11 protein-coding genes are annotated in these 12450 nt (G+C 27.2%); 3 read left to right on the top strand and 8 right to left on the bottom strand.

Annotated features, from left to right (window positions below; all coding sequences use genetic code 11):
• Positions 1-95: 95 nt before the first annotated feature.
• Genes ACN5J4_RS00495 through ACN5J4_RS00475 form a run of 5 tightly spaced genes read right to left on the bottom strand, consistent with a single transcriptional unit; the run spans position 96 to position 4174 of the window.
• Positions 96-803, bottom strand: a complete 708-nt coding sequence (locus tag ACN5J4_RS00495) for a LytR/AlgR family response regulator transcription factor (RefSeq protein WP_418650210.1) — start codon at positions 801-803, stop codon at positions 96-98.
• A gap of 5 nt (positions 804-808) precedes the next feature.
• Positions 809-1126 carry an Hpt domain-containing protein gene (locus ACN5J4_RS00490; protein ID WP_418650209.1) on the bottom strand — a complete coding sequence of 106 codons (318 nt, stop codon included), beginning with the start codon at positions 1124-1126 and terminating at the stop codon, positions 809-811.
• Positions 1127-1130: 4 nt separating this feature from the next.
• Positions 1131-3218, bottom strand: coding sequence for a PAS domain-containing sensor histidine kinase (locus ACN5J4_RS00485; protein ID WP_418650208.1), 2088 nt, complete (start codon positions 3216-3218; stop codon positions 1131-1133).
• Complete coding sequence (locus ACN5J4_RS00480) at positions 3218-3757, bottom strand: heme NO-binding domain-containing protein (protein WP_418650207.1); 540 nt, start codon at positions 3755-3757, stop codon at positions 3218-3220. Before ACN5J4_RS00480 ends, ACN5J4_RS00485 begins: the two co-directional genes overlap by 1 nt.
• Positions 3758-4174 carry a response regulator gene (locus ACN5J4_RS00475; RefSeq protein WP_418650206.1) on the bottom strand — a complete coding sequence of 139 codons (417 nt, stop codon included), beginning with the start codon at positions 4172-4174 and terminating at the stop codon, positions 3758-3760.
• Positions 4175-4537: 363 nt separating this feature from the next.
• Between ACN5J4_RS00475 and ACN5J4_RS00470 the strand changes: the two genes are divergently transcribed.
• Positions 4538-5770 (top strand): alginate export family protein, encoded by a 1233-nt coding sequence (locus ACN5J4_RS00470; protein WP_418650205.1) that lies wholly within the window; start codon positions 4538-4540, stop codon positions 5768-5770.
• A gap of 858 nt (positions 5771-6628) precedes the next feature.
• On the opposite strand, the gene ACN5J4_RS00465 is transcribed toward ACN5J4_RS00470, so the two are convergent.
• The 3 genes from ACN5J4_RS00465 to ACN5J4_RS00455 form a co-directional block, all read right to left on the bottom strand.
• Positions 6629-8425: a hypothetical protein gene (locus tag ACN5J4_RS00465; protein ID WP_418650204.1), complete on the bottom strand. Its 1797-nt coding sequence runs from the start codon at positions 8423-8425 to the stop codon at positions 6629-6631.
• Between the two features lie 166 nt (positions 8426-8591).
• Positions 8592-9083 (bottom strand): c-type cytochrome, encoded by a 492-nt coding sequence (locus ACN5J4_RS00460; RefSeq protein ID WP_418650203.1) that lies wholly within the window; start codon positions 9081-9083, stop codon positions 8592-8594.
• A 186-nt stretch (positions 9084-9269) separates the two neighbouring features.
• Positions 9270-9623: a winged helix-turn-helix domain-containing protein gene (locus tag ACN5J4_RS00455; protein ID WP_418650202.1), complete on the bottom strand. Its 354-nt coding sequence runs from the start codon at positions 9621-9623 to the stop codon at positions 9270-9272.
• A 254-nt stretch (positions 9624-9877) separates the two neighbouring features.
• Here ACN5J4_RS00455 and ACN5J4_RS00450 point away from each other — a divergent pair, with 254 nt between their 5' ends.
• Together ACN5J4_RS00450 and ACN5J4_RS00445 are read left to right on the top strand one after the other, a co-directional pair.
• The gene (locus ACN5J4_RS00450) at positions 9878-10114 is read left to right on the top strand and encodes a hypothetical protein (protein ID WP_418650201.1); all 237 of its coding nucleotides are present in this window, start codon (positions 9878-9880) and stop codon (positions 10112-10114) included.
• A gap of 8 nt (positions 10115-10122) precedes the next feature.
• Positions 10123-12447, top strand: a complete 2325-nt coding sequence (locus ACN5J4_RS00445) for a molybdopterin-dependent oxidoreductase (protein ID WP_418650200.1) — start codon at positions 10123-10125, stop codon at positions 12445-12447.
• Positions 12448-12450: the final 3 nt, after the last annotated feature.

Genomic DNA, 12450 nt, shown 5'->3' with positions numbered 1-12450 from the left:
TAATATTAAAATAAAACTTATTGCATTATATACTTAAACTCTTCGTTATTACTAATTTATCTATAGACGAAATGCAAAAAACTATAGATTAAATTTTATAATAAATTTAATCGTTTCATTAACTCTGGTCTTTTAGATCGACTAACAGGAATTACATCTTTCTTTATCAGAACGCTATTATCTTCAATATCAATAATTTTTTTCAAATTAATAATATATGATCGGTGTACTTTTAAAAATAAACTTTCGGGTAGTTTTTCTTCAATTTTTTTTAATGTAGAGTGTACTATATAATTTTTAGTTTCTGTTTTTATATTAATATAATCACCTTTAGCTTCAACTAAATAAATACTAGGCATATCTATTTTTATTAAACGTCTATCTATATTAATATAAAAGTCATTTTCATAACTATTTTCTTTAACATTTTCTATTGCTTTTTTTTCAGTAATAATTTTATTTTTTACTTTTTCAACGGCTATTTTAAAACGGTCTATATGTATAGGTTTTAAAATATAATCAACAATACACTCATATTGAAAAGCTTCTATCGCAAATTTATCATCAGATGTTGTTAATATTATTTTAGGAGGATTCTTTAGTGTTTTTATAAAATCAAACCCAGTAAAATCAGGCATATGAATATCTAAAAAAATAAGATCAACATTATGTTCATTTAAATATTTTATAGCTTGTATAGCATTTGAAAACTCCTCAACAACAGTTAAGTTTTTAATTTCTTTACAAAGTGTAGTAATAATTGTTCTTGCTAATTTTTCATCATCAATAATAATGCAATTCATAAATTTTAAATAGTTTTAATATAAGCTGTTATTAGATTTAAAATCTGTTCAAAATCTGATGAATTTTCAATAGATTTATTTCTTAGATTGTGCTCAAATAAATTAGCTTTTTCATAGCTTTTTTCAAGTCCTAAAATACTAATTTTATGCTTAATTTTATGAACACTTTCTTCTATTTTTTTATACTCCCTATTTTTAAAATTAGTATAGTATTCTTGTTTTTCTTCAGGAAATTCATTTTTAATTATTGTTATTAATGATAATTTAATCGAATTATCTCCTCTTGCTAACTCTTCAATATAATTTAAATTGGGGGTTTCCATAACATTATTTTTTAATAGTAAAATAAAAAGTAGTTCCTTCAGTTGGTTTAGATTCTATCCAAATTTCGCCTTCATAAATAGTTATAATTTTTTTTACAATTGACAGTCCTATACCTGATGATTCTTCACTTTCTTTTAGAGAATGAAATATTTTAAAAATTTTATTATAGTATTTTTTTTCTATTCCAATACCATTATCTTTAATTGAAAATTGATAATGTAATTTTTTTTCTACTACTGATATAGTTATAAGTCCTTTTTCTTTATCATTAAACTTAATAGCATTACTTATTAAATTTTGAAAAAGTTGTTGAAACTTTGTTTTTTCACCTTTTAGTATTGGTAATTTATTGGCTACTTTAATAGTTATATGAGCTGGTATAAATAAAATTTTTTGCAACTCTTGTAATAACATATTTAAATCTACAGGTTGTTTTTCTAAGGTATTAGAATCAATACTAGAGTAATTTAAAATATCTGAAATTAACAACTCCATTTTCTCTAAAGTTTCTTCTATTAAAGCAAAATTTTGTAATGTTACCTCATCTAACTTGCCTTCGTTGTCTGATTTTATCCATGATGTTAATGCATTAACACTTCGTAAAGGCGATTTTAAATCGTGAGATACAATATGTGCATATTCATTTAACTCATCATTACTTTTTTCTAACTGTTTTAAAAGCTGGTTATTTTTTATTTCAACCTTTTCACGCTCTCTAATATTTAATGCACTTTTTAATTGCATTGCAACTAAACTTGCTATATTTTCTATGGTTTGTAAATGCTCTTTAGTAAAGTAATTTTTATCAGCATGTTCAGAATCAATAACACCTATTACTTTACCTTCGCTAATTATGGGTACTGATAATTCTGAAAACCTTCTTTTATTATCTACAAAATATCTTTTATCGTTACTCGTATCATTTATTATTTCAGGCTTACCATATTTTGCAACATACCCAACAATACCTTGTCCTATAGATAAAAAATTTTGAATATTATTTTCTTCTATTCTGCCTCCATAAGATGCTATTTGTTCTAATTTATTATTAACATGATTAACTAAATAAATAACACAATCTTCAGTATCTAAATATGCAGCTATTTTATGTGTTATCTCTCCTGCTATTTCATAAATATTATCTTTTCCTAGAATAGATTTTGCTAACTCATTAATCATATCTAAAATTAATCTTCGTTCTCTTTCTAATGTTACATCTTCTATAATAGATACTTGAAATTTTAAATTATCTAAACTATCTCTTACAGCACTTACATTTGTTTTTGCCCATAAAATAGCTCCTGTTTTTGTTTTATACCTCTTATTAACTGTAAAATGATCAATATTACCGGCTAACATTTCTTCTAACTTTTTTTCTGATTCTGATAAATCTTCTGAAAGAGTAATTTCCTTAATAGTCATATTATTAAGTTCTTGCTCTGAATATCCTATTAATTTTTGAAAAGATTTATTAGTTCGTAAAATAACACCAGACTGAGATAATACAATTCCTAGAGGAGAATTTTGTACAATGGCATCTAACTCACTTTTTTGTGCTAAAATTAACTCTGAAGCTTTTTTTTCTTCTGAAATATTTCTAATAATACCTTGAGCTGCAACAGGTTTATTATTTTTATTATAAACTAAACTGGCATTTATTTGAACCCATTTTATTTTTTTATCTTTATTTAAAATTCTAGCTGTATAGTTAGAAAAGGCACCTGTTTTTTTTAATTCAGTAAATGATTCAAAGGCATATAAATGATCTGATTCATATATAAAATTAGCTATATTTAACTGTTTTTTAGCAATATCACAACCAAAAAGACTAACAGCTTTATCATTCATTTTTAAAACATTCCCTTTTAAATCTATTACGACATAAGCATCAGCAATATTTTCAAAAACACCTTGTAATTCAGATGATTTTTCATTTACTAAATCTTCTAATTTAGCATTTGTTATTTTTAATTGTTCTGACAAAAGATACAATTCTTTTGACTTGTCTTCTAAAATTTTTTCAGCAGCTTTTCTTGCTAATTTTTGTCTTTTTAAAGCTCTTTTTAATATTTCAATTTCTGTAATATCCATTAATTTTTATCAATCCAAAATTTAACTTCAGTACCATCCTCTTTTATTTTTTCTAAAACAATGGTAGCTGTACTATTAAAGTGTTCAAATGTTTTATTCATTAACCCAAGTCCAAAATGATGCATTGCTCTACTCGACTTATATATTAATACTAAAGAGTTAGCTGTTTGTTGTTCTACAATAAAAGTTGGTAACTCAGCATCTGGATATATTTTTCGTACCTCAACATGAATATGATTTTCTATAGATGCAATCATTTCAATAGGATCTTTGTAAGTAGCTAACAACCCTGGATAACTGCTTTCAATAACCGAAAAAAAATGTTCAGCATAAGTAAGTAATAAATTATCTATAGAAATACCAGTATTCGAACTTAAGTTTTGAAGTAATCGCAACATTTCTGAAAAACTATACGTTCCTACAGCAGTATATGCCCCTTCTGATTCTAGTTTAGATTGTGTTATAATCCTATCAACCATTTCTAAACCAAACTTATCTTCAACTAAATCTAAAAACTCTGTAAAAACTATTCCTTTCATTTAATAATGATTTTTTAATTCGTTTATAGCCCAATATGACAAAGTTGTTTTTATTTTCGAAACATACTCTTCATACTTTAATGGTTTTAATATATAACCAGACATACCTATTTTATAACACTCTACTATATCTTTTTTATTATTAGAAGTTGTTAAAATAATAGTAGGAATATGTTTTAAATCGTCTTTATTTTTTATAATAGATAAAAACTCAATTCCATTTATTTTTGGCATATTTAAATCTAACAAAATTATATCTGGTAAATTTTCTTTGTCTTCTAAAATTTTTAATGCTATTTCTGCTGTTTTAGCTGTTTTAATAGTGTGCTTTAATTCTAATAATGATATAGTTCTATCCATTTTCATTATTTCTATACTATTATCTTCTATTAACAATACGTTTAGTTGCTTTTCCATTTGGTTTCTAATAAATTTAAGATCTAATTTAAATAATAGTCATTTAAAATTTATAGAGTAATAGCCAAACCCTCACTATACATCGTTAATTAAACAATAAGTATCGTTAAACTGCAAACTTTTCTAATAAGCTACATTAGCTGTTCAATAAAACAAAGGTATTTATATAATTTTTATTTTTGCTCAAAATTATATTGGTTATAATTTTGAGTAAAAACAGAAGTTAAATATATAAAAAAATATCTCTTTAAATATATAAATTTTATTTAAAATAATAAAAAACAGCTATTTACAAAACATGACCTTTGTCATTTTATATAATTAGTATTCTACTCAAATTTGTTTCGATAATTACACAACATTATGAAAACAAATAAACTTCTAAATATTATATTACTTTTAGTAACTAGTTTAACATTTGCTCAATTAAAGGTAGATGCTGAAATTAGACCTCGTACAGAGTATAGGCATGGTTTTAAAACTTTAATTCCAAATAATACAGATGCTGCAATATTTACCTCACAAAGAACCCGTTTAAATTTTACACACTCAATTGAAAAATTAAATTTTTATGTAAGTGTTCAAGATATAAGAGTTTGGGGAGATGTACCGCAATTAAACAGTGCCGATAATAACGGATTAAGCTTACATCAAGCTTGGGCAAAATTATTATTAAACAACAACTTTTCTTTAAAATTGGGCCGTCAAGAGGTTATTTATGATGATAGTAGAATTTTTGGTAATGTAGCTTGGGCACAACAAGCTCGCAGTCATGATTTAGCTTTATTAGAATACAAAAAAAACACTTTTAAAGTAAATATCGGGTTAGCCTTTAATCAATCAAAAGAAAATTTAACAGGTACAAATTTAACAACTCCTAAAACATATAAAGCAATGCAGTATGCTTGGCTACATAAAGATTGGAGTACTATATCTGCTAGTTTTTTATTTTTAAATAATGGAATACAAAGCACTAACAGTATTGCATATAGTCAAACTATTGGTACACACGTAAAAGCCAATCAAAATAACTTACAACTTACTGCAAACCTGTATTATCAATTTGGTAATGATATTGTTAATAATAATTTAAATGCCTACTTAGTTGGTTTAGAAACTAATTACAAACTTAACAACAAAACAACAATTGGTTTAGGTGCTGAACTACAAAGTGGTAATGATTATAATATTGAAGCTGGCAAAAACAATGCTTTTACTCCTTTTTATGGTACAAATCATAAATTTAATGGTTTTATGGATTATTTCTACGTAGGCAACCATGCTAATAATGTTGGTTTATTAGATGTTTATATGAAAGCAAACTTTAAATTAAATCCAAAATCTAATTTAACAACATTTGTACATAATTTTTCTGCAGCCTCAGATATAAACGCTACCGTTTCTAAAAAACTAGGTACCGAAATAGATATTATTTACAAATATAAGTTTACGAAAGAAATAGACTTTAAAGCAGGCTATTCTCAAATGTTCGCTTCAGAAGGAATGGAAATGTTAAAAAGTAATTCTGATAATAACATCAATAATTGGGGCTGGGTAATGGTTACCATAAAACCAAATTTATTTACATATAAATAAAAAAATGGAAACTTTAAAAGAAAAAACAGTAGCTAATTATGTTACCGAACATATAAAAACAGCACATTTTTTTTAAAAAAATAGTATTCATTTTTGTTGTGAAGGAAACATCTCTATCAAAAAAGCTTGTACCTATAAAAATATAAATCAAACATTTTAGAAAATTATGATAAGTGGAATTAGATTTTTTAATAATTTATATTAAAAACACTCATCAAACTTATATTAAAAATAATGTGAGTTTAATATTATGAATACGCTAATAAAGTTGCCAAAATTCATGGTCACAATTATAATGAAGTTATAAAAGTAAATCAACTTTTTCATGAAGTAGCCAATGAATTACTTTTACATATGCAAAAAGAAGAAAAAGTATTATTTCCTTTTGTAAAAAAATTAGTTAAAGCAAAAAAAATATTTCAACACCTTTTGTTGATATTAATAATCCAATAAAAATGATGGAATAAGAGCATGAAAATACTCGCGATATTTTTAAAGAAATAACTCAATTTACAAATAATTACACACCACCTGCTGGTACTTGTAACACCTTTTAAAACTTTGTATGCTAAATTAAATGAGTTTGAAAAAGATTTACATCAGCATATACATTTAGAAAAAATAACATATTTCATCCCAAAGCAATTACTTTAAATAATTAGAAGCTATATCCCGCTTTACGCACTCGCTCTCTGCGAGGAGCTCAAACAAACGCTTCAATCGGGGCTAAATATATAAACATTATTTTTAACAAGCCTACAAACCTATTTATTTTAATACATTTTTTTTAAAACTATTAAAAAAAAATGTGTTATTGTATATATACAATAACACATTTTTTACACTAAAGTTTAAAAATTATAATTTTTGTATCGCTAAACTTATATTACTTAGAGTATCATTACTTAATTTTAAGTTTGTTAAAACAGAAGGTGAATATCGTATTGCACTTTCATATTCTTTCTCAAATAATTCCTTATAATATATTATACCTTCATTTAAATTTTTTGCAAACGTTTTTAAATATTTAATTTCCTTAGGTGACGCATTAGGTGCTATTTCTAAAAACTTATTTTTTAAATAATCAATATAAATATTTAACTCTTTAATAAATAAATTAGGTCTATGTACACTAGTTAAATTTGCTGACTGGTTGTAAATGGCTTTTGTAATTTCATTTAAACTCATCATTTTTGAAAAATAAGCAATATTAGGTCCAGGACAAACCGAAACACCAGTACCTTCAGTTTTAGTATCTAAGTCATACGCTAATAAAGCTGAAGTCCCTAAACCAACACAAGTACAACTTTTTTCAGTTATTTTCTTAAATTTTTTATTATACACTTCTTTCGTTAAATTCTCAGCATCCAATTGTTTTATTTTTAAATGCTGAAATTGCCTAGAAGCAGTACAAATTCCTTTTTCTGTAAAATCTTTATTTAAAGCTACAAACTTTTTAGGGCAAGCACTCCCCGGCCTTCCTTTATTTATATGAGCTAATTTTTCTAAATCCTTTGTATTTCCTCTTAAATTATTAAACGGAACCCCTAAAGGTGAAATATCACTTAAATAAACATCCTCTTCTTTAGCAGCTATTAACTTACTTAAAGTTTCTTTATCTACCGTTGTAGCTTCAGGAACTAGTAAAAATGGTGTTCCCCAACCAACAGTATCAATATTATAATAATCTAATAAAAATTGATGTTCATCTGCAGTACCAACACCACCTTGTGCCGAAACTTTAAACGTTAAATTTTCTGTAGGAACTACATATTTTTTTTGTTTTAAAGCGCTAAAAAGTAAACTTTGAATAGACTCATGTAATTCTGCCCTTTTAACCTTAAACTCTTCTAAAACCGGCCCTAATAAATAACCATCGGTTGCAAAGGCATGTCCGCCACAATTTAAACCCGATTCTATACGATACTCTGATACCCAAATTCCTTTTTTAGCTAAAAATTTTCCTTGAATTAAAGCCGATCGATAATCGCTTACTTTTAAGATAATTCTTTTTTTAATAGCACCTTTTTCATCAGGATAAAAATCTTTAAACCCCTCTAAATAAGAATACAACCTAGGGTTCATACCTGCTGAAAATACGACTGATGAATTAACATCACTATTTGCAAAACCTCTTAAAGCAGCGTGTGCATCATTATACTCAATGGTTAATTTTTCATCTTTATGATAATTATCTTTATCAATCTTAGTCATAATATTTACATCAATTTGCCCCATTGATAAATTTTCTTTTAACCAATCTGCAACTTTTGACAACTCAAAATTACTGCTTGTTACCTTTACAAACTCTTGCTTTAAAGATGATGTATCAGGAAGTGTTTCAATAAAAGCTGTAATATCTTGTTTTGTTTGTGTAATATTCTTTTTAAATTCTTCAAATTTCTCTTCAGAAAGCGATTTCATTAAGTTTAAATACGAAGTTATTCTTTCAGCTCTAAAATCTTCCATTTTCTCAGTAATCTCATTGTATGGAATTTTAAATTTCAACGAATACATTTTTCGTATTTTCTCTAATAATATATCATCTACTAATGATATAACAGAATCTATTCCAAATCTAGAAACTTTTAATGGTGAATCTATAGTAAACCCTATTCCCATTACAGGAATATGAAATGAATGTGTTTTTAACATATATTATAATTTAAAAACGCAAGCTATTAGTATCTAAAATTTTATCATATGATAAATATCATACAAAAATACCTTTTCAAAAAAGCTACGAAATAGTAACTATAATTAAAAAGGTATTTATTTAATATATTAAAAAAAAAATAGTTGTAAATTAAAGAAAGATAATTTATATAGTTCTAAAATATTCTAAAATTTGTCTAGCATCTTCTTTTGTTAAATGCTGATTTGCCATTGGAACGCCTTTAAATTTCACTAATAATTCTTTAGCGATAGGATCTTTTTTAAGCATTTCTTCAGGGTTTAAAATCATATTCATTACCCATTCTGGCGAACGTCTTTCTAAAATTCCCGCTGGACTTGGCCCAATGAATTTCTTACTTGCTTTATGACAAGAAGAACATTTATTTTTAAATACTGATTTTCCTTTTTCAGCCATTGACTTATCAACAATTGTGGCAAGTTCTAACGATTTTACAGGACCAATTCCTTTATTTTTTAAATCGATAATTCCTGGTTTTTCTACCTTCTTTTCAGGCGCTTTCTCAACTGTTTTTTTTACTGTTTTTCCTGAACTATATGAAGGCGCTTTTTTCTCTTTTCCGCCACAACTCATAAATAATGCTACTAATAGTATTAAAAATACGTTTTGTAATTTCATATTATATTTATTTTAATTAAACTACTATTTAAATAATTATTCATTATTAATGAAAATTTATTACCCTTATGTTCTTATAATTTTCTTCAACAAAAATACAAAAAATTACTGTTTTTTTTTAATAGAAAGTAAATTATTTAATAAAATTGATATACTTATAAAGAATAAAAAGATATTTTTATCTTTTTATTCTTTCGGAAAATATTTATCCAAGTAATTACTAACTTGTCTATCTAAGTATTTCCAACATTTATGATTAATTAAATCAAATGCTGCTATCATTTTTATACCATAAGGTGTTAACTTAGTTCCTCCTCCACTAACTCCTCCTACATTTTTTATAACCATTGGTTTAATTGCATATTTATTAACAGAATTAATTAAATTCCAAGCCTTTTTATAAGACATACCTAATTCCTTTGCTGACTTAGATAAGGAACTAGTATTATTTATTGACTTTAATAATTTTATTCTTCCATCTCCTAAAAAAATACTATCATCAACTTCTATCCAAATTTTACTTTTTATTTTATATTCCATAGTATTAAGTATTAAATGATAAATATAATCACTCTTAGTTTGAATAAATATGACAAACATCATCATATAAAAATAAATTATAAAAAATGAAAAAATATTATAACTTAAAAAAAAACATAATAATCTTACTTACAAGTATCTAAATAACAATCGTTATATCTCAAAAAACATAACGAGCTGAAAAACTGATATTTATCATATTATTAGGCAATTATAAACTGCTAATTTGTAAAACATTTAAACAAGTATTTCAGATGCCTATTAAAAGTTATTTAGCACACCCTTACGAAGGAAAAAAAGAAGCACTACAAAAAGCATTAGCACTTCTTAATGGCTGCGAAGTTATTGTTGCAGAAAACAAAAATGTGCTTGTTGTTATTACAGATACTGTTAATGACATTACTGATAAAAATTTAAAAGAATCTATAGAACGTTTATCTAGTTTAAAATTACTAGCCTTAGTTTCTGGATTTAACACCCCTATAAAATAAACAAAAATATGAGCGCTTCTTTAACAAGCAGACGAAGTTTTATAAAAAAAATGGCAGCTACAGCAGCAATGACCGCTGCAGTAACTATGTTTCCTGGAATTATTTTTGCTAACCAACAAGAAGCAGGAATACCTGAGGGAAATTTAGATTGGAAAAAAGGACCTTGTCGTTTTTGCGGTGTAGGTTGCGGTATTTTGGTTGGTGTTGAAAACGGAAAAGCCATTGCCGTAAAAGGAGACCCTAATTCATCCGTAAACAAAGGCTTACTTTGTGTAAAAGGCTACCATCAAACCATGTGTATTCAATCTAGCGATAGATTAACACACGCATTAGTTAAAAAAGATGGAAAATATGTAAAAACGCCCATAAGCGATGCCTTAGATATTGTTGCTAATAAAATGAAAGAAACCATTAAAAAACATGGTAAAGATTCGGTAGCAATGTACACCTCTGGGCAATCTACTATTCCTGAAGGATATATCGCTTCAAAATTTATGAAAGGTGCTATTGGTACTAATAATTTAGATTGTAACGCGCGTTTATGTATGGCAAGTGCTGTAACTGGTTTTTTAACAACCTTTGGAGCTGATGAACCAATGGGCTGTTATGAAGATATAGAACATGCGGATTATTTTATCACTTGGGGAAATAACATGGCAGAGATGCATCCTGTTTTGTTTTCGAGAATGTTATCTCAAAAAAATAAAAGAGGTGCTAAAATTATCGATTTTGCTACAAGAACAACGCGTTCTAGTATGGCTTCTGATACATCTATATTATTTGAACCTCAAACCGATTTAGCCGTTGCAAATGCTATTTGTTATGAAATTGTAAATAATGGTTTTGTAAATAAATCGTTTGTAGAAAAACATTGTAGCTTCAGCAAAGGATCTACAAATATTGGCTACGGTTTAGAAGATAATTTCAAATTTAAAGACAAGCCTGAAAAAATAAATTTTGAAGAATACAAAACCTTTTTAGAAGATTATACCCCTGAAAAAGTAGCAAAATATTCAAAAGTATCCGTAAAAGATATTAAATATTTAGCATCTATTTACGGAAATCCAAATAGTAAAGTGGTTTCGTATTGGTGTATGGGAATGAACCAACACACAAGAGGAACTTGGATTAATAATTTAGTGTATAACATTCATTTGTTAACAGGTAAAATTTCACAACCTGGTAACGGACCATTTTCTTTAACAGGGCAACCTTCTGCTTGTGGAACTGCTCGTGAAGTAGGAACATTTACACATAAATTACCGCACGGTGTTGTTATGAATGCTAAAGATAGAGAAATGGCAGCCCGAATTTGGAAAGTTCCTGTTGATAGAATTCCTTCAAAACCTACGTATCATGCAACAGAAATGTTTAGAGCTGTTGATAGAGGTGATATTAAATTTATTTGGACACAAGCTACAAACCCTTTGGTTTCTTTACCGAAAACAGGTCGTTATCGTCCTGCAATGGAAAAAGAATCTTGTTTCGTTGTGGTTTCCGATGTATTCCCTACGCCTACTTCGGATGTTGCCGATGTTATTTTGCCAGCAGCTTGGCATATCGAAAAAGATGGATTATATGGTAATTCAGAAAGAAGAACCCAACATTGGAATAAAATGGTAGAAGCACCTGGTGATGCAACGCCTGATGCTTGGATGTTTATCGAAGTAGCTAAACGAATGGGATTTGGAGATTTATTTCCGTACAGTAAAGAAAATCATGCCGAAGAAATTTATAATGAATACCGTCAATTTCATGAAGGAGCAAAACACGGAATGGCACCTTTAGAGGTTTTAAAGAAACAATCTGGTGCTATTTGGCCTTATGTTGATGGAAAATCTACACAATGGAGATTCAATTCAAAATACGATCCTGCATGTAAAAATGGTGAAGATTTTCATTTCTACGGAAAACCAGATGGAAGAGCCGTAATATGGCAACGTCCTTTTGAACCTGCTCCTGAAATGCCCGATGAAACGTATCCTTTTTGGTTAAATACAGGAAGAGTTATCGAACATTGGCATACGGGTTCTATGACAAGAAGAATACCTGTTTTACATAAAGCAATGCCACATGCTTATGTAGAATTACATCCTGAAGATGCTAAAAGATACGGCATCAGCAATGGTGAAAATATTAAAGTAACTTCTCGAAGAGGTTCTTGTGTTTTACCTGCATCAATCAACGAAAGAGGTTTGCCTACAAAAGGACAAGTTTTTGTACCATTTTTTGATGAAAACATGCTAATTAATGATGTTACTTTAGATGCCTTCTGCCCTATTTCTAAAGAGCCAGATTATAAAAAATGTGCTGTTAAAATAGAAAAAGCATAAATT

It is taken from the genome of Tenacibaculum aestuariivivum, from assembly GCF_964507685.1.
GTDB lineage: Bacteria > Bacteroidota > Bacteroidia > Flavobacteriales > Flavobacteriaceae > Polaribacter > Polaribacter aestuariivivum.
The sequence above is the reverse complement of the archived record's forward strand: the minus strand, read 5'-3'. Positions and strand labels throughout refer to the sequence as shown.

Excerpts from the sequence above, each read along its gene's own strand:
- ACN5J4_RS00495 (WP_418650210.1), bottom strand. The coding sequence starts at position 803 with ATGAATTGCATTATTATTGATGATGAAAAATTAGCAAGAACAATTATT.
- ACN5J4_RS00490 (WP_418650209.1), bottom strand. The coding sequence starts at position 1,126 with ATGGAAACCCCCAATTTAAATTATATTGAAGAGTTAGCAAGAGGAGAT.
- ACN5J4_RS00485 (WP_418650208.1), bottom strand. The coding sequence starts at position 3,218 with ATGGATATTACAGAAATTGAAATATTAAAAAGAGCTTTAAAAAGACAA.
- ACN5J4_RS00480 (WP_418650207.1), bottom strand. The coding sequence starts at position 3,757 with ATGAAAGGAATAGTTTTTACAGAGTTTTTAGATTTAGTTGAAGATAAG.
- ACN5J4_RS00475 (WP_418650206.1), bottom strand. The coding sequence starts at position 4,174 with ATGGAAAAGCAACTAAACGTATTGTTAATAGAAGATAATAGTATAGAA.
- ACN5J4_RS00470 (WP_418650205.1), top strand. The coding sequence starts at position 4,538 with ATGAAAACAAATAAACTTCTAAATATTATATTACTTTTAGTAACTAGT.
- ACN5J4_RS00465 (WP_418650204.1), bottom strand. The coding sequence starts at position 8,425 with ATGTTAAAAACACATTCATTTCATATTCCTGTAATGGGAATAGGGTTT.
- ACN5J4_RS00460 (WP_418650203.1), bottom strand. The coding sequence starts at position 9,083 with ATGAAATTACAAAACGTATTTTTAATACTATTAGTAGCATTATTTATG.
- ACN5J4_RS00455 (WP_418650202.1), bottom strand. The coding sequence starts at position 9,623 with ATGGAATATAAAATAAAAAGTAAAATTTGGATAGAAGTTGATGATAGT.
- ACN5J4_RS00450 (WP_418650201.1), top strand. The coding sequence starts at position 9,878 with ATGCCTATTAAAAGTTATTTAGCACACCCTTACGAAGGAAAAAAAGAA.
- ACN5J4_RS00445 (WP_418650200.1), top strand. The coding sequence starts at position 10,123 with ATGAGCGCTTCTTTAACAAGCAGACGAAGTTTTATAAAAAAAATGGCA.